This window comes from Azospirillum canadense (genome assembly GCF_025961225.1).
Classification (GTDB): Bacteria; Pseudomonadota; Alphaproteobacteria; order Azospirillales; family Azospirillaceae; genus Azospirillum; species Azospirillum canadense.
Genome location: NZ_JAOQNG010000010.1, coordinates 823,524 through 845,187, shown reverse-complemented (window position 1 = coordinate 845,187; position 21,664 = coordinate 823,524). Strand labels below are relative to the sequence as shown.

General features: G+C 68.1%; 20 protein-coding genes. 8 read left to right on the top strand and 12 right to left on the bottom strand.

What is annotated here, in order from left to right; genetic code table 11:
- Positions 1 to 38: 38 nt before the first annotated feature.
- The 8 genes from hyfB to mazG all read left to right on the top strand — a co-directional run bounded on the left by hyfB (position 39) and on the right by mazG (position 8,633).
- Complete coding sequence (gene hyfB / locus M2351_RS39605) at positions 39 to 2,063, top strand: hydrogenase 4 subunit B (protein ID WP_264661453.1); 2,025 nt, start codon at positions 39 to 41, stop codon at positions 2,061 to 2,063.
- Complete coding sequence (locus M2351_RS39600) at positions 2,060 to 3,016, top strand: respiratory chain complex I subunit 1 family protein (RefSeq protein ID WP_264661452.1); 957 nt, start codon at positions 2,060 to 2,062, stop codon at positions 3,014 to 3,016. Before hyfB ends, M2351_RS39600 begins: the two co-directional genes overlap by 4 nt.
- A complete protein-coding gene (locus M2351_RS39595) occupies positions 3,016 to 3,678 on the top strand; it encodes a hydrogenase-4 component E (RefSeq protein ID WP_264661451.1) in 663 nt (220 codons plus the stop codon). The genes M2351_RS39600 and M2351_RS39595 overlap by 1 nt, the downstream gene beginning before the upstream one ends.
- A complete protein-coding gene (locus M2351_RS39590) occupies positions 3,678 to 5,120 on the top strand; it encodes a hydrogenase 4 subunit F (RefSeq protein WP_264661450.1) in 1,443 nt (480 codons plus the stop codon). Before M2351_RS39595 ends, M2351_RS39590 begins: the two co-directional genes overlap by 1 nt.
- A gap of 10 nt (positions 5,121 to 5,130) precedes the next feature.
- The gene (locus M2351_RS39585) at positions 5,131 to 6,699 is read left to right on the top strand and encodes a hydrogenase large subunit (protein WP_264661449.1); all 1,569 of its coding nucleotides are present in this window, start codon (positions 5,131 to 5,133) and stop codon (positions 6,697 to 6,699) included.
- Between the two features lie 10 nt (positions 6,700 to 6,709).
- Entirely contained in the window at positions 6,710 to 7,231 is a 522-nt protein-coding gene (locus M2351_RS39580) for an NADH-quinone oxidoreductase subunit B family protein (RefSeq protein ID WP_264661448.1), read from the top strand.
- Positions 7,232 to 7,382: 151 nt separating this feature from the next.
- Entirely contained in the window at positions 7,383 to 7,715 is a 333-nt protein-coding gene (locus tag M2351_RS39575) for a hypothetical protein (RefSeq protein WP_264661447.1), read from the top strand.
- Positions 7,716 to 7,829: 114 nt separating this feature from the next.
- Positions 7,830 to 8,633, top strand: coding sequence for a nucleoside triphosphate pyrophosphohydrolase (gene mazG / locus M2351_RS39570; protein WP_264661446.1), 804 nt, complete (start codon positions 7,830 to 7,832; stop codon positions 8,631 to 8,633).
- 25 nt (positions 8,634 to 8,658) lie between these two features.
- On the opposite strand, the gene M2351_RS39565 is transcribed toward mazG, so the two are convergent.
- From M2351_RS39565 to dusB, 12 genes are all read right to left on the bottom strand, one after another.
- The gene (locus tag M2351_RS39565; protein WP_264661445.1) at positions 8,659 to 9,456 is read right to left on the bottom strand and encodes an inositol monophosphatase family protein; all 798 of its coding nucleotides are present in this window, start codon (positions 9,454 to 9,456) and stop codon (positions 8,659 to 8,661) included.
- Positions 9,457 to 9,494: 38 nt separating this feature from the next.
- A complete protein-coding gene (locus M2351_RS39560; protein WP_264661444.1) occupies positions 9,495 to 10,028 on the bottom strand; it encodes a hypothetical protein in 534 nt (177 codons plus the stop codon).
- 219 nt (positions 10,029 to 10,247) lie between these two features.
- Positions 10,248 to 10,532: a hypothetical protein gene (locus tag M2351_RS39555; RefSeq protein ID WP_264661443.1), complete on the bottom strand. Its 285-nt coding sequence runs from the start codon at positions 10,530 to 10,532 to the stop codon at positions 10,248 to 10,250.
- Between the two features lie 171 nt (positions 10,533 to 10,703).
- Positions 10,704 to 11,963, bottom strand: a complete 1,260-nt coding sequence (hflX, locus tag M2351_RS39550; protein WP_264662429.1) for a GTPase HflX — start codon at positions 11,961 to 11,963, stop codon at positions 10,704 to 10,706.
- A 52-nt stretch (positions 11,964 to 12,015) separates the two neighbouring features.
- On the bottom strand, positions 12,016 to 12,264 hold the full coding sequence (gene hfq / locus M2351_RS39545) for an RNA chaperone Hfq (RefSeq protein WP_012974114.1): 249 nt from the start codon (positions 12,262 to 12,264) through the stop codon (positions 12,016 to 12,018).
- 94 nt (positions 12,265 to 12,358) lie between these two features.
- On the bottom strand, positions 12,359 to 13,057 hold the full coding sequence (locus tag M2351_RS39540; RefSeq protein ID WP_264661442.1) for an HAD family hydrolase: 699 nt from the start codon (positions 13,055 to 13,057) through the stop codon (positions 12,359 to 12,361).
- Positions 13,054 to 13,917, bottom strand: coding sequence for a D-amino-acid transaminase (locus M2351_RS39535; protein ID WP_264661441.1), 864 nt, complete (start codon positions 13,915 to 13,917; stop codon positions 13,054 to 13,056). The genes M2351_RS39540 and M2351_RS39535 overlap by 4 nt, the downstream gene beginning before the upstream one ends.
- Before the next feature lie 201 nt (positions 13,918 to 14,118).
- Positions 14,119 to 15,519, bottom strand: coding sequence for a nitrogen assimilation response regulator NtrX (gene ntrX, locus M2351_RS39530; protein WP_264661440.1), 1,401 nt, complete (start codon positions 15,517 to 15,519; stop codon positions 14,119 to 14,121).
- On the bottom strand, positions 15,509 to 17,818 hold the full coding sequence (locus M2351_RS39525) for a sensor histidine kinase NtrY-like (RefSeq protein WP_264661439.1): 2,310 nt from the start codon (positions 17,816 to 17,818) through the stop codon (positions 15,509 to 15,511). Before M2351_RS39525 ends, ntrX begins: the two co-directional genes overlap by 11 nt.
- Before the next feature lie 185 nt (positions 17,819 to 18,003).
- The gene (ntrC, locus tag M2351_RS39520; protein ID WP_209762816.1) at positions 18,004 to 19,449 is read right to left on the bottom strand and encodes a nitrogen regulation protein NR(I); all 1,446 of its coding nucleotides are present in this window, start codon (positions 19,447 to 19,449) and stop codon (positions 18,004 to 18,006) included.
- Complete coding sequence (locus tag M2351_RS39515; protein WP_264661438.1) at positions 19,446 to 20,651, bottom strand: two-component system sensor histidine kinase NtrB; 1,206 nt, start codon at positions 20,649 to 20,651, stop codon at positions 19,446 to 19,448. Before M2351_RS39515 ends, ntrC begins: the two co-directional genes overlap by 4 nt.
- Positions 20,651 to 21,637, bottom strand: a complete 987-nt coding sequence (gene dusB, locus M2351_RS39510) for a tRNA dihydrouridine synthase DusB (protein WP_264661437.1) — start codon at positions 21,635 to 21,637, stop codon at positions 20,651 to 20,653. Before dusB ends, M2351_RS39515 begins: the two co-directional genes overlap by 1 nt.
- Positions 21,638 to 21,664 lie beyond the last annotated feature (27 nt).

The window sequence follows — 21,664 nt, the reverse complement described above, 5'->3', positions numbered from 1 at the left end:
TTACTTGTTGTGGGTCTAATCCAGTCGGAATCTCTCCCTTGGGCTTTGTCGTTTCGGCAATCGCCTTCCTCTTCGTCATGGCGGCCACCGGGGTCGCGGCGCGGCGCCTGCCGTCGGCGCCGGCGATCGTCTACGGTGGATCGGCGGCAGCCTGCGCGGTGGTCGTGCTGTGGGCCGCGGCCACCCTGGCGGGGGGAGGCGGCGTGGCGGAGGGATGGGTTCTCCCCATCGGCCTGCCGTGGATCGGGACGCATCTGCGCGCCGACGCGCTGTCCGCCTTCTTCCTGCTGATCGTCAATTTCGGCGGCATCACCGCCAGCCTGTTCGGCTGGGGGTACGAGCGCGCGCACCGCGATTCGCACGCGGGACCGGTTTTGCCGCTGTTCCCGCTGTTCCTCGCGGCGATGAACATGGTGTTGATCGCCGACGACGCCTTCGCCTTCCTGGTGTCGTGGGAGTCCATGTCGCTGGCCTCCTGGCTGCTGGTCCTGTCGACCCACCGGGAGGAAGGGACGCCGCGCGCCGCGCGCCTCTACCTGATCATGGCGAGCTTCGGGACCGCGTGCCTGCTGCTGGCCTTCGGGCTTCTGGCGACCGCGCACGGGGATTACAGCTTCGACGCGATCCGCGCCCACGCGCCGTCCGTGTCCGCCGCCGCCTTCTGCGTCGTCCTGGTGCTGCTAGGGGCCGGGTCGAAGGCCGGATTGGTGCCGCTGCACGTCTGGCTGCCGCTGGCCCATTCCGCCGCGCCGAGCCACGTGTCGGCCCTGATGTCCGGCGTGATGACCAAGGTCGCGGTCTACGCGATGATCCGCGTGCTGTTCGACCTGCTGGGCGAGCCCGTCTGGTGGTGGGGCGCGGTGATGTTGGGCTTCGGCGCGCTGACCGCGGTGATGGGCGTCCTCTACGCCCTGATGCAGGAGGATGTGAAGCGGCTGCTGGCCTATTCGACGGTGGAGAACATCGGAGCCATCGTCATCGCGCTGGGGCTCGCGCTGGTGTTCAAGGCGAGCCACACGCCGGTCATCGCCGCCCTCGCGCTCACGGCCGGGCTGCTGCACGTCGCCAACCACTCCCTGTTCAAAAGCCTGCTGTTCTTCACCGCCGGCGCCGTGCTGACGGCGACAGGCAGCCGGGACCTGGGGCGGCTGGGCGGACTGATCCACCGGATGCCGACCACGGCCGTGCTGGCGCTGGTCGGCGCTGCGGCCATCTCGGCCCTGCCGCCGCTGAACGGCTTCGTTGGGGAGTGGCTGCTGTTCCAGGCCATCCTGAACGGGCCGGCGCTGCCGGAATGGTCGCTGAAAATCGAGATCGCCGTGGTCGGCGCCGCCCTGGCGCTCGCCACCGCGCTCGCCGGCGCCTGCTTCGTGCGATTCTACGGCATCGCCTTCCTCGGCCGCCCGCGGTCGCGCGCGGCGATTGAGGCGACGGAGGTCGGGACGGGGATGCGCCTCGGCATGGCCGTGCCGGCGGCGCTGTGCGTTGCGCTGGGCGTGCTGCCGACTCCGCTGATCCGCCTGTTCGAGCCCGCGGTGCGGCTGATGGTGGAGGCCGGTCCCTTCGACGACCGCGCCTACCAGCCCTGGTTCTGGCTTGCCCCGACATCGGCCATCGGCAACTCCTACAACGGGCTGATCATGCTGGCGGTAATCGCGCTGCTGTCGGTCCTGCTGGTCCTGGTCATCCACCGGCGTGCCAGCGACCGGCTGCGGCTGTCGATCCCCTGGGGCTGCGGCTTCGACGGGCCGGATCCCGCGGCGGTGACGCAGTACACCGCCTCCAGCTTCGGCCAGCCGATCCGGCGCGCCTTCGGCAGCACGGTGTTCCGCGCCCGCGACCAGGTGGAGATGCCGGAGCCCGGCGACACGCGCCCCGCGCGCCTGACCGTCCGTTGGACCGACCCGGCTTGGGCCCTGCTGTTCACACCCATCGCAACGGCCGTGGACCGCCTGGCGGAGCGGGCGAGCCGGCTGCAGTTCATGACCATCCGCCGCTACCTGACGCTGATGTTCCTAGCGTTGGTCGTTCTCCTCGTGATGGTCGCGGTGACGCAACGATGACGTTCCTGCTCGCCAGCCTCTATCAGGTCGTGCAGATGCTGCTGGTGCTGGCGTTGGCGCCGCTGCTGACCGGCTGGGTGCGGCTGGCGAAGGCGCGGCTGGTCGGCCGGCGCGGGCCGTCGCCGCTCCAGCCCTACCGCGATCTGCGCCGCCTGCTGTGCAAGGAGGTGGTGCTGGCCCGCAACGCCTCCTGGCTGTTCCGCGCTGTGCCCTACCTGATGTTCACGGCGATCTGGCTGGCCGCCGGGCTGGTGCCGAGCTTCACCACGCAGTTGGCGCTCGCCCCGACGGCCGACCTGATCGCGCTGATCGCCCTGCTGGGATCGGCTCGGTTCTTCCTGGCGCTCGCCGGCATGGACGTGGGCACGAGCTTCGGCGGCATCGGCTCCTCGCGGGAGATGATGATCGCGGCGCTTGCCGAGCCGGCCATGCTGATGATCGTCTTCTCCGTCTCGATCCTGGTGCGGACCACCTCGCTGGCGGAGATCGCGGACTTCATGATGTCCGGCGCGGTGGGGCTGCGCATCTCGCTGGCGCTCGCGCTGATCGCGCTGGTCATGGTGGCGATCGCCGAGAACGCCCGCATCCCCATCGACAACCCCGCGACGCACCTGGAACTGACCATGGTGCACGAGGCGATGGTGCTGGAATATTCCGGCCGTCACCTGGCGCTGGTCGAGGCGGCGAGCATGCTGAAGCTGCTGCTCTACATGGCGCTGATCGCCTGCATCTTCGCGCCGTGGGGCATGGCGACGGCCGGCGGCGGCCTGTTCGCCGTGTTGTGGGGCCTGGTCGCCTTCGCGCTGAAGCTCGCCGTTGGCGGCGCGCTGCTGGCCCTGTTCGAGACCTCCATCGCCAAGATGCGTGTGTTCCGCGTCGGAGAGTTCCTGGGCGGCGCGCTGCTGCTGAGCCTGCTTGGCGCGATCTTCCTCTACGTGTCGCGGGGGGTGTGATGACCGACCTCGGCTACGATGCCGCGCACATGCTGGGGGCCGTGGTGCTGCTGATGAGCTTTGCGCTGCTCTATCAGCGCCGGCTCTTCTCCCTGCTGCACGTCTTCACCATGCAGGCACTGGCGCTCGCCGCGACTGCGGCGTGGCAGGCCTTTTCGCACGATGAGCCGCACCTCTACATCACGGCACTGCTGACCCTGGTGCTCAAGGCCGTGGTGATCCCGGTCGCGCTGCACCGGATCATCCTGAAGATGAACATCCAGCGCACGATCGAGCCGGCGCTGGGCATCGGCCTGACCATGGTGGCGGGCGTGTCGCTGGTCACCCTGTCGATCCTGCTGGTGCTGCCGGTGACGGAGGATGCCACGGCGCTGACCCGCGAGAATCTGGCGCTGTCGCTGTCGGTGGTCCTGCTCGGCCTGCTGATGATGATCTCGCGCCGCAACGCGGTAAGCCAAGTGGTGGGCTTCATGTCCATCGAGAACGGGTTGATCCTGGCCGCGGTCGGCGTCGCCGGCATGCCGCTGGTCGTTGAGATGTCGATCGCCTTCTCGGTCATGGTGGCCTTCATCATCTTCGGCATCTTCCTCTTCCACATCCGGGAGCGGTTCGACACGCTCGACATGCAGAAGATCGAGAGCTTCCGGGGGGAAAGCGACTGATGGGCGCCATCACCGTCATCGTCGCGACGCCGCTGCTGTCGGCCGTCATCCTGGCGCTGGTGCCGGATTACCGGCTGGCCGCAAAGCTGAACATCCTGTTCTCCGCCATCACGCTGCTGGCGGCATTCGTCCAGTTCGGGTTGGAGCCGTCCAGCGGTTCGCTGTTCGTGGTCGACGCCTTCAACATCTATCTCATCGCGCTGACCGCCTTCGTCGGGCTGACGACCAGCGTCTTCTCCGCCGGCTACATCGGGCACGAGGTGGCAATCAGGAGGCTGGACGCCGGGAAGCTGCGCTTCTACCACGCCATGTACCAGGCCTTCATGTTCACCATGCTGCTGGCGCTCAGCGCCAACAACCTGGGCGTCATGTGGGTGGCGGTGGAGGGGGCGACGTTGACCACCGTGCTGATGGTCAGCCTTTACCGCACCGCCGCCAGCATCGAGGCGGCGTGGAAATACTTCATCCTCTGCGGCGTCGGCATCGCGCTCGCCCTGTTCGGCACCATCCTGATGTACCTCGCCGCCCAGCCGGTGATGGGACCGGGCATGGCCGCGATGACCTGGACGGAGCTGATGGTCCACGTCGCCAAGGTGAACCCGGCGATCCTGAACCTCGCCTTCGTCTTCCTGCTGGTCGGCTACGGCACCAAAGTCGGGTTGGCTCCGCTGCACGCTTGGCTGCCCGACGCCCACGCGGAGGGGCCGACGCCGATCTCCGCCGTGCTGTCCGGCCTGCTGCTGAACGTGGCGCTCTACGCCGTGCTGCGCTTCAAGATGCTGCTGGCCGCGAACGGCGCCGCCATCGCGCCGGGGCCGCTGATGGTCGCCATGGGGCTCGCCTCGCTGCTCCTGGCCGGGCTGATGCTGTATCGGCGGCGGGACATCAAGCGATTCTTCGCCTACAGCTCCATCGAACACATGGGCATCATCACCTTCGCCTTCGGCATGGGCGGGCCGCTTGCCAACTTCGCGGGGCTGCTGCACATGGCCATGCACAGCCTGACCAAGTCGGCCATCTTCTACGCCGTCGGCCATGCCGTACAGGTGAAGGGCACGCAGCGGATGGAGAAGATCGCCGGGCTGACCGTCAGCCATCCGGTGCTCGGCTGGGGCCTGCTGGTCGGGGTGGTCGCCATCGCCGGCCTGCCGCCCTTCGGAATCTTCATGAGCGAGTTCCTGCTGGTGACCAGCACCTTCGCGCGGGAGCCGCTGCTGGCCGTGCCGCTGGCCATCGGGATACTGGTCGCCTTCGGTGCCCTGGTCCTGCGCGTGCAGCAGGTCTGCTTCGGCGCGCCGTTGGGCGGGGCAGGCGGAAACGCGCCCATTCAAGGGTCGCTGGTGCCACTGTTCGCGCATCTGGCCTTGGTGCTGGTCGCAGGCCTGTGGCTGCCGGGGCCGCTGGTCGCCTGGTTCCAGACCGTTGCGGCGTTGCTGGGGTAGGGGAGGCGTCGTGTACGGAGAACAACCCCTGTTCGGCCTGCTGAACCGCATCGGCGGCGCGCCTGTGGCGGACCACCGCCCCTGGCCGCGGTACCGCGTGACCCGCGAGGGCTGGCTGAGCCTGATCGAGGAGATGGAGGGCAGCGCCTGGAGCCTTCTGGGTCTGTGGGGCGAGCCCAAGGAGGTCTTCGTCGCGCTGCGCGAGGATATGTCCGGCGACATCGCCGTCGTTAGCCTGGAGTGCCCGCAGGGACGTTTCCCGAGCCTTAGCGCGGTGCGCCCCTCCGCCAATCGGCTGGAACGAGCGGCCCATGACCTCTACGGCCTAACGGCGGAACGGACGACCGACCCGCGCCCCTGGTTGGACCACGATGCCTGGGGTGTGCGCCGTCCGTTGTCGGACCGGCCGGGCGCGCCGTCGCCGAACCCGGGCCCTTACACGTTCCTGCCTGTGGAAGGAGAGGGGCTGCACCAGATTCCGGTCGGGCCCGTCCACGCGGGCATCATCGAGCCCGGGCATTTCCGCTTCACCGCCAACGGCGAGACGGTGGTGCGGCTGGAGGAGCGGCTCGGCTACGTGCATCGCGGCATCGAGGGGCTGATGCGCGGCAAGCCTGTGGCGGAGGCCGCGCGTCTCGCCGCCCGCATCTCCGGCGACAGCACGGTCGCGCACAGCCTCGCCTTCGCACGAGCGGTGGAGGCGGCGGTCGACCTCCGGGTGCCGCCGCGCGCCGTCTGGCTGCGCGCGCTGATGGCGGAGCTGGAGCGCGTCGCCAACCACCTGGGCGATATCGGCGCCATCTGCAATGACGCCGCCTTCGCCTTCATGCTCGCGGAGATGAGCCAGCTGCGCGAAGCCGTGCTGCGCGCGGCCGACCTTTGCTTCGGCCACCGGCTGATGATGGATCGGGTGGTGCCCGGCGGCGTTGCGGCGGATCTGCCGGAGCGCGGGCCGGCCCTGCTGCTCGACCTCTGCGCGGAACTGCGCCGGCGCTTTCCGCCGCTGGTGACCATCTACGACGGCAAGGCGTCCCTGCAGGACCGCACGGTGGGCACCGGCATCGTTTCCACGGGGCTGGTCAACCGCTTTGGTGCGAGCGGACCGGTCGGTCGGGCCTCTGGCCGCGGGCTGGACGCGCGCCGCAATCCCGGCTACGCACCGTACGACGACCTGGAGTTCGAGGTGCCGGTCCTGACCGAGTGCGACGTCAACGCCCGGGTCTGGATCCGCATTCGCGAGGTGGAACAGTCGATCGCCTTGATCGAGCAGATCGCCCGGCGGATGCCCGGCCTGCCGCGCGGCCTGGACGGGACGACGCCTTTGCCCTTGGTGCCGCTTGAAGCCGGGCAGGGCGGGGCAGGGACCCGCGAAGGCCTTTCCCTGGTGGAATCGTTCCGTGGCGACATCCTGACCTGGGTGCGGGTCGAGGCCGACGGGACCATTGGGCGCTGCCACCCGCGGGACCCGTCCTGGTTCCAGTGGCCGCTGCTGGAGGCCGCCATCGAAGGCAACATCGTCGCGGACTTCCCGCTGTGCAACAAATCCTTCAACTGTTCCTACGCCGGGCACGACCTGTAAAGGGGGGGCGGTGTTCAAGCATATCCTCAAGTCCCTGACCGGCGGCCCCGTCACCGAGGCCGGTCCGAGCCCATCCGATCCGGCACTGGCCGAACTGGCCGGCAAGCTGGAAAAGGCGGCCAAGGCGCGGCTGGGACGCAGCCTGTCGATCCGCGAGGTCGACGCGGGGTCCTGCAACGGCTGTGAGCTGGAAATCCACGCGCTGAACAACCCGATCTACGACCTGGAGCGGTTCGGCATCCGCTTCGTCGCGTCGCCGCGCCACGCGGACGTGCTGCTGGTCACCGGTCCGGTCGCCCGCAACATGCGCGAAGCGCTGGTCCGCAGCTGGGACGCGACACCGGACCCGAAATGGGTCGTCGCCTGCGGAGACTGTGCGGTGAGTGGTGGGTTGTTTCGGGACGGATACGCCTGCGTCGGCCCGGTCAACGAGGTCTTGCCGGTGGATCTGCACATTCCCGGCTGTCCACCGCGGCCGGCGGACCTGCTCGCAGCCTTGCTGGCTTTGCTGGAAACCAGCGCCGCTCGCTGAATTTTCGGCTGTTGTGCGCGGTTCCCGGGGATGGACGAGCTACCGCCGACGGCCCTACGGCAGCCCGGCTTACCGCCGGAACAGTGTTGCGCCAAGGGCTGTATAGAGTACGGTGAAAGCCGCTGCCTTAAGGCCATCGGAGCGTTGGAGCATGGGGGCGAATGCGCTGAAGCGCGTGCTGCCGTTGATCGCACTTCTGGCGTCATCGGCCTGTGCGGTGAAGACTGTGGATTGCTGGCAGCTCAGCGACCAGGAAGTCGCGGACGCCCAAAAGAACGGGCAGTGCGGCAACGCCTTCGCGCGAACCCACGACGAGGTCATCCCGGTCGGCAGCGTGGTCCCGCCGCAACGGCGCAAGGCCCGTCCGCCGAACGCGCAGCTGCTTGACGATCCCGGACCGGCGGTCATCCAGGCGGAGGCGTTGAAGCGGCCGAAGTCTGGCGTGCGCCCTCCCCGCACACAGTCCGCACAGAATTTTCCATAATAGCGCTTATATGATTTACGCCGCCCATCGGGGCGGGGTGGCTTTCCTCCGTGTTGGCGGTCGGATAAGGTCAGCCGGACCCCATTTCCTTTTCCCCGCCCCAGACGAGAGACCATGGCCCGCAACATCGACCGTCTTCTCGACATCATGGCCCGCCTGCGCGATCCCAACGGCGGCTGCCCGTGGGACCTGGAACAGACCTACGCGACGATCGCGCCCCACACGATCGAAGAAGCCTATGAGGTCGCCGACGCCATCGAAAAGAATGACAAGGCCGCTTTGCGCGAGGAATTGGGCGACCTGCTGTTCCAGGTCGTCTACTACAGCCAGATGGCGCGCGAGGAAGGCCTGTTCGACTTCGAGGAGGTCGCGGGCGTCATCGCCGACAAGATGATCCGCCGCCATCCGCACGTCTTCGGCGCCGACGAGGTCAACACCGCGGACATGCAGACCTCCCGCTGGGAGGAGCACAAGGCCGCGGAGCGCGCCGCCAAAGCCGCCGAGGAAGGCCGTGTTCCGTCCGCCCTGGAGGGCGTCATCGCCGGCCTGCCCGCTCTGACCCGCGCGCTGAAGCTCCAGAACCGCGCCGCCCGTGTCGGCTTCGACTGGACCGACGCCCGCGACATCCTCGACAAGATCGAGGAGGAGGTCCAGGAACTCCGCGCCGAGATGGACGCCGGCAGCGCCCAGGAGCGGGTGGCCGACGAACTGGGCGACCTGCTGTTCGCGCTGGTCAATCTCGCCCGCCGCCTGAAGGTGGAGCCGGAATCGGCGCTGCGCGGCACCAACGCCAAGTTCGAGCGCCGCTTCCACCGCATCGAGGCACTGCTGGCCGATCAGGGCCGCAAGCCGCAGGATGCGACGCTTGATGAGATGGAAGCCTTTTGGCAGCAGGCCAAGCGCGAGGAGCGGTCGTAAGACCGCCCTCGCGGCCCAGCACCGGTCACCCGAACAACTGCCGGTGCAGCGCTTGCCAGCTGTCGCGGTCGGGGGCCATCATGACGCCTCCGCCGAGCACGGTCGGCCGATACGGCGAACCGTCGAACAGGGCGCTGTAACCACCCGCTTCCGCGTGGAGCAGCACGCCCGCGGCGTGGTCCCACGGCATCAAGCGGTGGTAGAGCGAGTAATGCGCCCTGCCCTCCAGCAGCCGCAGGTATTCTTGCGCGGCGCTGGACAGGCAGGCGCGCGGGCCGAGCGCCATGCCGCGCTCGTCCAGTTGTCGCCCCAGGGACTCCTCGCAGAACCGCGTGGACAGCGCGCCGACCATCTCCGGCAGGGGAACGGCCGGCGCGACATGCACGCGCTTGCCGTTCAGGAACGTCCCCTGCCCTTTCACCGCGGTGGCCAGGCGGCCGTCGCACGGGTCGTAAATCCAGCCGGCCAGCGTCTCGCCGGCGCGGGCGAGCGCGACGATCACCGCGAACAGCGGGCGGCCGTTGGCGAAGTTGATCGTCCCGTCGATCGGGTCGATGATCCACACAGGCGCGTCGCCGTGCAGGCGGTCCAGCAGCGTCTTGTCGGCGGAGACCGCCTCCTCGCCGACCACGGTGCTGCCCGGCAGCAAGTCCATCAGGCGCGGCGTCAGGGCGCGCTCCGCGGCCTCGTCGGCCAGGGTCACCAGATCGGCGGGGCCGGTCTTCTCGCGGATGCCGGCGTTCGCCAAGTCGCGGAAATAAGGCAGGATCTCGGTTTCGGCCACGTCGCGGATCAGGGCGGAGACGCGGTCCACATCCGGCATTTGAAATTCCGGGAATGGGCCGGGATTCGATTGGATCGTCACTTTTTCGGTGCCGTCTTTTGTTTCGGGTCGAGTTCGAGGATGGTGCTGCCGTCCTTCGGCGGCTCCGGGATCAACACCTTGCCTTCCAATCCGGTTTCCTTCAGCGCCCTGACCAGCGACTCGTAGGTCGCTTGGTCGGCGGCCGGGTTCGGAGTCGGCGGTGTCCCGACGAGCGGGCCCGGCTCCGGCTTGCGCGGCGGGATCTTCACGTCGAAGGGCAGCGGCGACTGCCGCGCCTCCTTGGTTTCCTCCTCCGGTGGAGGTGGCGGCGGGCGCCACAGGCGGAAACAGTCGGTGAAGCTCGCCTCCTTGCACTCCTTCAGCAATTCCCGCGCATCCGGCGCGGTCACCACCGGCCCGACCGGGGCCGGCGCGAAATCCTCCGGCGTCGGCGGGAGCGGATCTTCGGGCGGAACCTCCGGCTCCTCGACATAGCCCGGCGGAAGCACGGGGTCGGCCGCTGCAACGGCGGCGGAAGCCAGGAACACCGCAGGCAAAAGGGCTGGCAGGAGGGCGAGGAGAAGACGCACGGGACTCCGGCGGTCGGAACGTGAAACGGGCGGGCGCGCCATTATGGCGCCCCGCCCCTATTACCGCCATGAACAAATCCTGCGATGCCGATCCGGAAACGCTAAAGCGAACTGCGGTTCGCTTTAGCTTCAAATGGCCTCACTTGCCGGCCGGGCTACGGCCGCATGAACGGCCGGGACCGCGGTCACGTTCCAAAGCGGATCGCAATCCGCTAAGGATCAGGCGTGCGGCCGCCCGTTGTCGGAGTTCGCCGACGGCGCCCAGGCGGCCAGTTCGGACCGCACCGCGGCGATCTTCCGGGATTCCACCGGATTGGTTTCATGCCGGCCGGCCTCGCTGATGATCTCCAGCAGGTGCGCGCGCCCCGCTGGGTCGCGCGACAGTTCCTGAATGCGCAGCACCGCGGCGCCCGGCGACAACCGTTCCTGGCGCGCGACCAGGTTCACCTGGTCCGCCATGAAGGCGGTGATCGAAAAGCGAAACGGATCGGTTTGCAATCGCATTGGCAGTTCTCCTCCCGGGGAAGCCGTCGCTCCCATCCAGAAGTCGGGATCGCACCCTAAAGTCGCTAGACTACTTACGAGTTATGACGGTGAAGACATTCGGGGCCTGACGAAGGGCCGAGCGGGCGCGGCGTCTCGCCGCACCCGCTGCCCAAGGTCATATGTGTACGTTCAATCAGCCGCGAAGCGCTTCTCGAACCGGGCGAGATCCGCCGGGTCGATGGCGACGTGCAGATGGGCCTGCGCGTCGTCGTCCCGCCGCCCCAGCACCTCCCCCTTGGCGTAGAGCCACGCCAGTGCCGCACCATCCCCGAGGTCGATGGACAGGTCCACCACGCGGCGGTGCGCGTTCATCCGCTCGTCCAGCAGGCGGTCGAGCGCCTCGATGCCCTCGCCCGACCGGGCGGAGACGGCCACGGCGCGCGGGTTGCGGCTGGTCTGAGCCAGGACCGCGTCGCGGGACTCGGCGTCGAGCACGTCGATCTTGTTCAGCACCTCGATGACGCGCTCGTCCTCGTCCGGGTCCATGCCCATGTCCCGCATCACCTCGTGCACGTCGGCCTTCTGGGCGTCGGTGTCGACATGGGCGATGTCGCGCACGTGCAGGATGATGTCGGCGGCGTCCACCTCCTCCAGCGTGGCGCGGAAGGCGGCGACGAGGCCGTGCGGAAGGTCGGAGATGAAGCCGACCGTGTCCGACAGGATCACCTTGCGGCCCGACGGCAGGGTCACCTGCCGCATGGTCGGATCGAGCGTGGCGAACAGCAGGTCCTTGGCGAAGACGTCGGCGTTGGCCAGCCGGTTGAACAGCGTGGACTTGCCGGCGTTGGTGTAGCCGACCAGTGCCACGACCGGATACGGCACCTTGGCGCGCGCCTTGCGGTGCAGGCCACGGGTGCGACGAACGTCCTCCAGTTCCTTCTTGATCTTGACGATCCGGTCGCCGATCAGGCGGCGGTCCATTTCCAGCTGCGATTCGCCGGGACCGCCGAGAAAGCCAAAGCCGCCCCGCTGCCGTTCCAAGTGGGTCCAGGACCGCACCAGACGCGACTTCTGATAGGTCAGCGACGCCAACTCGACCTGAAGCATGCCTTCGCGCGTGCGGGCGCGGGCGCCGAAGATCTCAAGGATCAGGCCTGTGCGGTCGATGACCTTCGCCTTCAGCGCCCTTTCCAGGTTGCGCTGCTGAACGGGGGAGAGGGCATGGTCCAGGATGACGAGGGTGGCATCACGCTCCTCCACGACCTGGGCCAGATGCTCCACCGTCCCCGATCCCAGCAGGATCGAGGGCTGCGGGCGGTTCACCCGCGCGCATTCGGCGTGCACGACCTCCAGATCGATTGCGAGCGCAAGGCCCACCGCCTCGTCCAGGCAGGACTCGGGATGGCGCAAGGCCCCGTCCGTCTCGCTGCGGAGGACGGGGTGGACCACGATGGCGCGGCCGGAGGCGGTGGGCGCCCGGCCGTTGCCATTGGTCGGAAGATCAGACGCTTTCACCTTCCTTGGGCGGCTCGAAGAGTTGAATCGGATGCGCGGGCATCACGGTGGAGATCGCGTGCTTGTAGACCAGCTGCGAATGCGCATCGCGCCGCAGCAGGACAGAGAAATTGTCGAACCAGGTGATGATCCCCTGAAGCTTAACGCCGTTCACGAGAAAGACGGTCACGGGAGTCTTGTTCTTGCGGACATGATTGAGGAACACGTCCTGCACGTTTTGGCTTTTTTCAGACATTTATGTCGCCCCCTTCTTCAGTGTTTTTGGGGCTCCTTGTTAGAGAGCCCGCTCCCCGCAGCGATAGGTTTGGTGTGCGTTGCAACCGTCTCGACTACTGTTCAACCGATATGGTGTCACGACCACGCCCCACCAAGCCGCACAGCGCATGGCATGTGTCGTACCGGTGGGTCGGCGGGAAACGGCCGAAACCGCTCCCCTCTCCCGATCCTATTAGCACCGGTACAATTCCCGCGCCATGGGCACATTCCATATCGATGTCGGCGTCGCCGATAAACCAGACATCCGGCCCCGGCTCGACACCCGCCGGTTGCAGAGCCATCCGCACCGGCGCCACGTGTGGTTTATCGAAGGCCGCGTCCTGGGCGCCGACCAGACGGCCGAAATAACCGGTCCAGCCCAGCTTGTCCGCCTCCGCCCGCAGGAAGCGGCCGGTCTTGTTGGACACCACCGCCTGGTAGATGCCGCGCTCGGCAAAGCCGCGCAGCAGCGATTCCGCGCCGGGCAGCGGGCGGAGAAGGTCGAGGTGGTGGGCCTCGAAATAGGCGTAGAATTGGTCGCGCGCCTCGGTCCAGCGCTCCCCGAAGATGCGCGGAAAGCTGTCGCGCATGGATTGCTTGATTCGCTCCCGCGCCTCTGCCTCGCTCCAAGGGGGGTGGCCGAAGCTGACCAGCGCGTGGTTCAGCGCGGCGCGCACGGTGCCCCAGTTGTCGACCAGCGTGTTGTCCCAGTCATACAGGACCGCGCGCGGCAGGGCCGGAAGGGTGTCCAGGATGTCCGCCACGTCGCTCACCCCGCCGTGCTCCCCTTCGCGTAGACCAGATAGGCTTGGCGCAGCGCCATGGTGACCGCGCCGGGTTTTCCGTCGCCCACCGGACGGCCATCGATGCGTGTCACCGGCAGGGCGAAGGTGCCGGCCGACGACACGAATGCCTCCCCTGCCGACAGGGCCTCCTCCACCGTGAAGGGCCGCTCCTCGACGGGAATGCCGCGTTCAGTGGCCAGCCGCAGCAGCGACAGCCGCGTGATCCCGTTCAGGATCGTGTGCGACGGCGGCCGGGTCACCAGGACTCCGCCCCGCGTCACGATCCAGGCGTTGGAGGAGCTACCCTCCGTCACCGTGCCATCGGTATCGACCAACCATGCCTCGTAGGCGCCCGACTCGGCGGCCTGCTGCTTCGCCAGCACCGGCGCCAGAAGTCCGACCGTCTTGATGTCCCGCCGGCCCCAACGGATGTCGGGAACCGTGACCACCGCCACGCCCTGTTCCAGCTGCTCCGGCTTGGCGAAGGCAGCGACACGCTTGGCGGTCATCACCAGGGTCGGCTTGGTGTTGGCGGGAAATTTGAAGTCCCGCGGCGCCACACCGCGGGTGATCTGAAGGTAAATGGAGCCGTTCACCAGCCCGTTCCGCCGCGCCAGTTCCCGCAGGATCCGCTCCACCACGCGTGGCGCCGCCGGCCAGTCCATGCGCAGCTCGGCGAGGCTGCGCCCCAGCCGCTCCATATGGCCGTTCAGGTCGGCGAAGTGCCCGTCGAGGATGGTCACCACCTCGTAGACGCCGTCGGCGAACTGAAAGCCGCGATCCTCCACATGAACCGTCGCCTGCGCGTGCGGCAGGTAGCGGCCATTGACGTATGCCCATCGCGCCATATCAGAGTCGAGCCATTTCAGGCCAATTCGCAGCCATAACCATGCAGGCCTACCCGCAATTTTCGTACACTTAGCGCCGAGGCTATCACCAAGCGCGACCCTGACCAAGGCGGGAAAGTTCCCTCAGCCTTCGCGGGACAGAACGGCCGCGGGCGGCGGAGGCTCCACCTCCTGCTCCGGCCAACCCGCGCCGCCGGGCACTCACTCCACGAACATCTTGCCCTTCTCGTTACCATGCACGCCGAGCGACTTCAGCTTGCGGTGCAGGGCGGAGCGTTCCATGCCGACGAAAGAGGCGGTGCGGGAGATGTTCCCGCCAAAGCGGGTGACCTGGGCCAGCAGGTATTCGCGCTCGAACACTTCGCGCGCCTCGCGCAGCGGCAGGCCCATGATCTCGCCGCCCTTGTCCCACTTTAGGACGGTGGGCGTGATGGCGCCGATTTCCGGCGGAAGCTGGTCGGCGCGGATCGGCTCCTTCGGGTCGCCCTGGGCCATGATCAGCAGCCAGTCGACCACGTTGCGCAGCTGGCGCACGTTGCCCGGCCAGTCGTAGGCCTGGAGGGCGGCCATGGCGTCCTCGCCGAACTCGCGCGGCGGCAGGCCGGCGGCCTCGGCCGAGCGTTGCATGAAGTGGCGGGCGAGCAGCGGGATGTCCTCGCGCCGCTCCGCCAGGGACGGCACGCGGATCGGCACCACGGCGAGCCGGTAGAACAGGTCCTGGCGGAAGCGCCCCTGCTCGATCTCCGCCTGGAGGTCGCGGTTGGAGGTGGCGATGACGCGCACGTCCACCTCGACCCGGTGGCCGCCGCCCACGCGCTCGAACACCTGCTCCTGGAGCGCGCGGACGATCTTGCCCTGCGTCTCCAGCGGCATGTCGGCGACCTCGTCCAGCAGCAGCGTGCCGGAATGGGCCTGCTCGAAGGTGCCGATCTTGCGCCCGGTGCCGTCCACGCCGGCCTCGGTGCCGAACAGCTCCATCTCCAGCCGGTCGGGGCGCATGGTGGCGCAGTTCAGCCCCACGAAGGGGCCGCCGTTGCGGCGGGAGCGGGCGTGGATCAGCCGCGCCACCACCTCCTTGCCGGAACCGGCGGGGCCGGTGATCAGCACGCGGCTGCCGGTGGGCGAGACGCGGTCGATGCTCTGGCGCACTTGGTTGACGGCGGAGGAGCGGCCGATCAGTTCGACCTCGCCGCCGGCGCGCAGCTTCAGCTCCTCGTTCTCGCGCTTCAGGCGGGCGGCCTCGATGGCGCGATCCACCATCAGCAGCAGCCGGTCGGCCTTGAACGGCTTCTCGATGAAGTCGTAGGCCCCGATCTTGATCGCCGACACGGCGGTCTCGATGTTGCCGTGGCCGGAGATCATGATGATCGGCAGATTCTGGTGGTCGCGCATCAGCTGTTCCAGGATCTGCAAGCCGTCGAGGCGGCTTCCCTGGAGCCAGATGTCGAGGATCACGAGGCTCGGGCGCCGGGCGGCGACCTGCGCGAACGCCTGATCGGCGTCGCCGGCCTCGCGGGTCTTCATGCCTTCGTCGTTCAGGATGCCGGCGATCAGCATCCGGATGTCCGCTTCGTCGTCGACGATCAGAATGTCATGCGCCATGGGCTGCGTGCCTCTTCTCTCCGCCGGTCTCCGCCGGCGTGTCGCTTCCGCCGTGGACGGTGGCCTCGGCCGGTGTCGTGTTCGGGATGATCAGGCTGACGCGTGCCCCACCGCCATTGCGGTCTTCCAGGGTCAGCACGCCGCCATGGTCTTCCATGATCTTCTTGACGATCGCGAGCCCCAGGCCGGTGCCCTTGGCCCGCGTGGTGACATAGGGTTCGGTCAGCCGGTCCCGCTCGTCGGCCGGCAGGCCCTTGCCGTTGTCCTCGACCACCAGCGCGACCTGCTCCTCGCCCGCCGTGACGCGGATGGACACCGCACCCGGCGGCAATTCCCCGCCGTCCGCCGGTGGGGAGCGCCCTTCGATGGCGTCGGCGGCGTTCTGCAACAGGTTGGTCAGCGCCTGGCTGAGTTGGCGGCTGTCGCACTGGACGGAGAGCGGGCCGGGCGGCAACGCCGTCTCGAACTTTATCCGGCCGGTGTGCGCGCTTGATTGCAGAAACACGGCCTGCCGGACCAGGTCGTTGATGTTGCAGGGCTTCATCACCGGCTGCGGCATGCGCGCGAAGGCGGAGAACTCGTCCACCATGCGGCGGATGTCGTCCACCTGCCGGACGATCGTGTCCGTGCACATGGTGAAGACCTCCGTGTCGGTGGTGATCTCCTTCAGGTACTTGCGGCGCAGCCGCTCGGCGGACAGCTGGATCGGGGTCAGCGGGTTCTTGATCTCGTGCGCGATGCGGCGCGCCACGTCGGCCCAGGCCGCCTTGCGTTGCGCGGAGACCAGTTCGGTGATGTCGTCGAAGGTCACCACGTAGCCGCGCACCTCACCGCCGCCGCGTCCCTCCGCCGAAATGCGGACGAGCAGGGTCAGCGGCGTGGTGCCCGGGCGGCGGATTTGGATTTGGTCCTGCACGACGCGCCCTGGGCGGGTCGGCGTGTGGTGGAGAAGCTCCCCCATCTCCGGCGACAGGTCGGCCAGCTTGCGGCCGATCAGCGTTTCCGCGTCGTCAACGCCCAGCAGGCGCGCGGCGGAGAAATTCGGCAGATTGATGCGCCCCTCGGCGTCGAGGCCGATCACGCCGGCCGACACGCCGCCCAGCACCGCCTCGGTGAAGCGGCGGCGCTCGTCGAGCAGGCGGTTCGTGGACAGCAGTTCGTGCCGCTGGCTTTCAATCTCGGTGGTCATGCGGTTGAAGGCGCGCGACAGCAGGCCCAGCTCGTCCTCGGCCGGCGGTTCGGTCACGCGCACCGTCAGGTCGCCTGCGCGCACCCGCTCCGCGGCGCCGATCAGCGCGCTGATGGGGCGGGCGAGCTTTGTCGCGAAGATCAGGCCGGCCCACACGGCGGCCAGGAGCAACAGGAGCGCCACGACCAGGAAGATAAGCGTGAAGGTGATCTGAAGGCTGCCGCGCTGGCTTTCCAGCGCCGCGTATTCCTTCACCGCACCCTCCGCCGCGGTCATGTGCGACAGGACGCGCGGCTCCACCATGCGGCCGACGTAGAGGTACGTGTCGGCGAAGCGGTCGAGCCGCACCAGCGCGCGGACACGGTCGTCGTTCTCGCTGACGATCATCGCCACTTCGCCGCGCCGGGCGGTCTGGAGCTTGTCGTCGGGAATCGGGTCGAACTCAAGCGCGAAGGTGTAGCCGGAGCGGGCGAGGATGGAGCCGGTGGTCCCGTTGAAGACGATGGCTTCCGACAGCGCGCGCAGCATCGCCTGGGTGGCGACCACCTGCTCGAACCGATCGGGGTCGCTGGCCAGCCGCGCCGCCTCCTGGTTCAGGTCGTTCGCCATGGCGAGCGCGTCGGCGCGGATGTTCTGCTGGTGCTCGTGCAGGTAAGCGCTGGCGACGGCCAGCGACTCATTGACCGCCGTGCGCACCCGGTCGCTGAACCAGGACTGGACGCCGACGTAGAAGAACACTGTGGCGAAGGCGGCCATGATGATGGCCGGCAGCACCGCCAGCAGGCTGAAGGCCGCCACCAGCCGGACATGCAGCTGCGACCCGGCCAAGCCGCGCCGCCGCCCGATCCACAGCGTGACGATTCGCCGGGCGATCAGCACGCCGAGCAAGAGGAGCAGCGCGAGGTCGAGCGTCAGCAGAAGCGTGACCGTACGCGGGTTGGTCTCCCCGAAGGGAGCACTTTCGGTCAGCGCGGTGTAGGTCGCGAAGCCCGCCAGCAGGGCCGCGATGGACAGCGCGGCAGCCAGCCGCTTGGCCAGCCCGACGCGGGCCGCCCAGCGGAGGAACTGCTGCCACAAGGCCGTGGCGTTCTCGGAGGTTGTGAAAGACATGAATCCGGCAGCTGTATTGTTGCCGGAATGATACACCATCTGTTGCCGGGCTGCCAAGCCGCAAGCCCCTTGGCCTTTTGGATAGGCCCTCGGGAGCCTGCCGGGAGCCCGCAGCACCGCTGAACGCGGGCTCCCGTGTCACAAAAAGGGCACGCTGTGGGACGGCTGTAACGCCGCGGCGGTGCTCACTTCAGGCCACGCACCACTTGGATGTCGAGGTCCCGGATTTTCTTGCGCAGCGTGTTGCGGTTCAAGCCGAGCAACTGCGCCGCCTTGATCTGGTTGCCCCGCGTCGCCGACAGGCTGAGCGAAATCAGCGGGCGCTCCACCTCGCGCAGCACACGGTCATAGAGGCCGTTCGACGGCATCCCGTCCTTGTGGGCGGCGAAATAGTCCTTCAGGTGCCGTTCCACGGCGGAGGACAGCCCCTCCCCCTGCGGCTCTTCCACCGGCTGCGCGGCCGGAGTGGCGTCGGCCAGTTCGGCCTCGATGACGTCGAGGCTGATGACCTCCTGCGAGTACAGGGCGGCGAGGCGGCGGACGAGGTTTTCCAGCTCGCGCACGTTGCCCGGCCAGCGGTAGCGCTTCAGCCGGTCCATGGCGGGCTGGTCGATGCTCTTCACCGGCAGGCCCTGGGCCGAGCACTGGTTCAGGAAGTGGCGGACCAGCAGCGGCACGTCCTCCGTACGCTCGCGCAACGGCGGCAGGCGGATGGGCACGACGCACAGGCGGTAGAACAGGTCCTCGCGGAACAGGCCTTGGCGAATCAGCGTGCGCAGGTCGCGGTGGGTGGCCGCGACGATGCGTACGTCCGTCTTGATGGGCGTACGCCCGCCGACCGTGGTGTACTCCCCTTCCTGGAGCACGCGCAGCAGGCGCGTCTGCGCTTCCAGAGGCATGTCGCCGATCTCGTCCAGGAACAGGGTGCCGCCCTGCGCCTGCTCGAACCGGCCGGTGGAGCGGTTTGTGGCGCCGGTGAAGGCACCCTTCTCGTGGCCGAACAGCTCGGACTCGATCAACTCGCGCGGGATCGCCGCCATGTTGATGGCGACGAAGGGACCGTTGCGCCGCTTGCCGTAGTCGTGCAGCGCGCGGGCCACCAGTTCCTTGCCGGTGCCGGATTCGCCGGTGATGGTCACGGTCAAGTCAGTGCCCATCAAACGGGCAAGGACGCGATAGATCTCCTGCATGGCCGGCGAGCGGCCGATGAGGGGAAGCTGCTCGTCCGACTCGCCCGCATCGGCGGGCAGCGCCGCTGGCGGCGTGTTGGAGTTCAGCGCGCGCTCGACGACCGACACCAGTTCCTTCAGGTCGAAGGGCTTGGGCAGGTACTCGAACGCGCCGCGCTCCGCCGCCTTCACGGCGGTGATCAGCGTGTTCTGCGCGCTCATGACGATGACGCGCAGGTCCGGCCGGATCTTCTTGATCCGCGGGATCAGGTCGAGTCCGTTTTCGTCCGGCATCACCACGTCGGTGATGATCAGGTCGCCCTGCCCATCCGCCACCCAGCGCCAAAGCGTGGAGGCGTTGCCGGTGGTGCGCACCTCGTGGCCGAGGCGGGCGAGGGCCTGCGTGAGAACGGTACGGATGGCGCGGTCGTCATCCGCGACGAGGATGGTCGCGGCACTCATCCGCGGACTCCCCGGACGCCTCGGACTGGAGCGGGATCGCTGGAAATCTGCGATTCATCGTACATGGGTAGCGAGACCTTGAAGACGGTTCGGCGCGGCTGGCTGTCAAACTCGATGACACCGCCGTGATCGCCGACGATTTTGGCTACCAATGCAAGACCGAGGCCAGTCCCGTTGACCTTCGTGGTGACAAAGGGGTCGAACAGGTTTGACCGCAAATCCTCGGGTATGCCATCCCCATTATCCTGAACGGACACCAGCAGCGGCAGGTGCAGGCGCGTGTCGCCGCCCGGAAGGGCCATGCGCACGCCGTGCTGATAAGATGTGCTGAGGATGATCTCGCCGCCTGGTTCCGGGGCAGCTTCTGCCGCATTTTTAATCAGGTTCAGGAAAATCTGGATGAGCTGGTCGCGGTTGCCATAGACCGGCGGCAGCGACGGGTCGTACCGCTCGACGAAGCGGATGTTCCGCGCGAAGCCGCTCTGCGCGACCTTGCGCACATGCTCCAGCACGGTGTGGATGTTGACCGCGTCGCGCTCCAGCGGCCGCTGGTCGGAGAAGACCTCCATCCGGTTGACCAGCGCCACGATGCGGTCCGCCTCGTCGCAGATAAGGCGGGTCAGCACGCGGTCGGACTCGCTGCAGTTCTCCTCAAGCAGCTGGGCGGCGCCGCGGATGCCCGACAGCGGGTTCTTCACCTCGTGCGCCAGCATCGAGGCCATGGCCGTCACGGAGCGAGCCGCGTTGCGGTGGGTCAGCGAGTTGTCGATTTTGCGCGCCAGCGTGCGCTCGTTGATCGTTACCAGCACATGGTCGTTCGGCTCGCCCAGCGCGGTCACGCGGACGGTGACGTGGTGGGGGCCGATGCGCGGCGTGTCGATGGTGACGCCTTCCTGCGAGACGCGGCGGCGCCCCTGCTGCACCTGCTCGATCAGCCCCATCACCGGGCTGTCGGGCGGCAACAGGTCAGCCAGCGGCATGCCTTCCATCATTGCGGCCGACAGGTCGAAGAACTCCTGCGCCTCCAGGTTCACGCAGCGGATGTCCCCGGACCCGTCGACGACGAGGACCGGGTCGGGCAGCGCGTTCACGACCACGGACGGGTCGATGCCGCGGCCGGGCCGGGCCGTTGCGGGACAGGATGGTGCCTGGGCGCGCGGCGCGCGGCGGGGAAGCGGCGTTGCGGCGGAACTGCGGGCCATCAGGCGGCCATCCTTTCAATCGCCGGAGCGTAGAAGTCGCGGATGAATCCGCGCACCGCCTCGGGGTTGGACATGCGGTTGACCTCCTGGCGGAATTCGTTGGACCCACGCAGACCCGTGGAATACCAGGAGACATGCTTGCGGGCGACACGCAGGCCGCCCTCCACGCCGTAATGCTCCAGCATGGCGTCGTAATGCTCCAGCAGCGTGTCGAACTGCTGGGACAGCGGCGGATCGGGCAGGCGCTCCCCGGTGCGCAGGTAATGCATGACCTGGGCGGGGAACCAGGGGCGGCCGTAGCTGCCGCGGCCGATCATCACGCCGTCGGCGCCGGATTCGGCAAGCGCCCGGTCCACGTCGTCGAAGCTGGCGATGTCGCCGTTGGCGACCACCGGGATCGACACGGCCTCCTTCACCCTGCGGATGAAGGCCCAGTCGGCGGTGCCGTTGTAGAACTGGTTGCGGGTGCGCCCGTGCACGGTGACCATCTTGATCCCGCACTCCTCGGCGATGCGGGCCAGCCGCGGCGCGTTCAGGCTGTCCTCGTCCCAGCCCTTGCGCATCTTCAGCGTCACCGGGATCGACACGGCCTTGACGGTCGCTTCCAGGATCCGCGCGGCGAGCGCCTCGTCCCGCATCAGGGAGGAGCCGGCGTGGCCGTTCACCACCTTCTTCACCGGGCAGCCGAAGTTGATGTCGACGACCGCAGCGCCGCGATCCTCGTTCAGCTTGGCCGCCTCCGCCATCACCTCTGGCTCGCAGCCGGCGAGCTGCACTGCCATGGGAAACTGCTCCGGCTCGCATTCCACCATGCGCAGGGTCTGCCGATTCTCGCGGATCATCGCCTGGCTGGCGACCATCTCGGACACGACGAGGCCGCAGCCGGCCCGCTTGACGAGCCGACGGAAGGGAAGATCCGTCACGCCGGACATAGGGGCGAGGATCACCGGACCCTCAAGCGTGATGGAGCCGATCTGAATGGTCATTTGCACCTGCCCACGAGATGGGCACAT

Coding starts and splice junctions, on each gene's coding strand:
- ntrC (WP_209762816.1), bottom strand. CDS start 19,449: ATGAGTGCCGCGACCATCCTCGTCGCGGATGACGACCGCGCCATCCGT.
- dusB (WP_264661437.1), bottom strand. CDS start 21,637: ATGACCATTCAGATCGGCTCCATCACGCTTGAGGGTCCGGTGATCCTC.
- M2351_RS39575 (WP_264661447.1), top strand. CDS start 7,383: ATGGGGGCGAATGCGCTGAAGCGCGTGCTGCCGTTGATCGCACTTCTG.
- M2351_RS39515 (WP_264661438.1), bottom strand. CDS start 20,651: ATGGCCCGCAGTTCCGCCGCAACGCCGCTTCCCCGCCGCGCGCCGCGC.
- M2351_RS39595 (WP_264661451.1), top strand. CDS start 3,016: ATGACCGACCTCGGCTACGATGCCGCGCACATGCTGGGGGCCGTGGTG.
- M2351_RS39555 (WP_264661443.1), bottom strand. CDS start 10,532: ATGCGATTGCAAACCGATCCGTTTCGCTTTTCGATCACCGCCTTCATG.
- M2351_RS39565 (WP_264661445.1), bottom strand. CDS start 9,456: ATGCCGGATGTGGACCGCGTCTCCGCCCTGATCCGCGACGTGGCCGAA.
- mazG (WP_264661446.1), top strand. CDS start 7,830: ATGGCCCGCAACATCGACCGTCTTCTCGACATCATGGCCCGCCTGCGC.
- ntrX (WP_264661440.1), bottom strand. CDS start 15,519: ATGGCGCATGACATTCTGATCGTCGACGACGAAGCGGACATCCGGATG.
- hfq (WP_012974114.1), bottom strand. CDS start 12,264: ATGTCTGAAAAAAGCCAAAACGTGCAGGACGTGTTCCTCAATCATGTC.
- M2351_RS39590 (WP_264661450.1), top strand. CDS start 3,678: ATGGGCGCCATCACCGTCATCGTCGCGACGCCGCTGCTGTCGGCCGTC.
- M2351_RS39535 (WP_264661441.1), bottom strand. CDS start 13,917: ATGGCGCGATGGGCATACGTCAATGGCCGCTACCTGCCGCACGCGCAG.
- M2351_RS39525 (WP_264661439.1), bottom strand. CDS start 17,818: ATGTCTTTCACAACCTCCGAGAACGCCACGGCCTTGTGGCAGCAGTTC.
- M2351_RS39600 (WP_264661452.1), top strand. CDS start 2,060: ATGACGTTCCTGCTCGCCAGCCTCTATCAGGTCGTGCAGATGCTGCTG.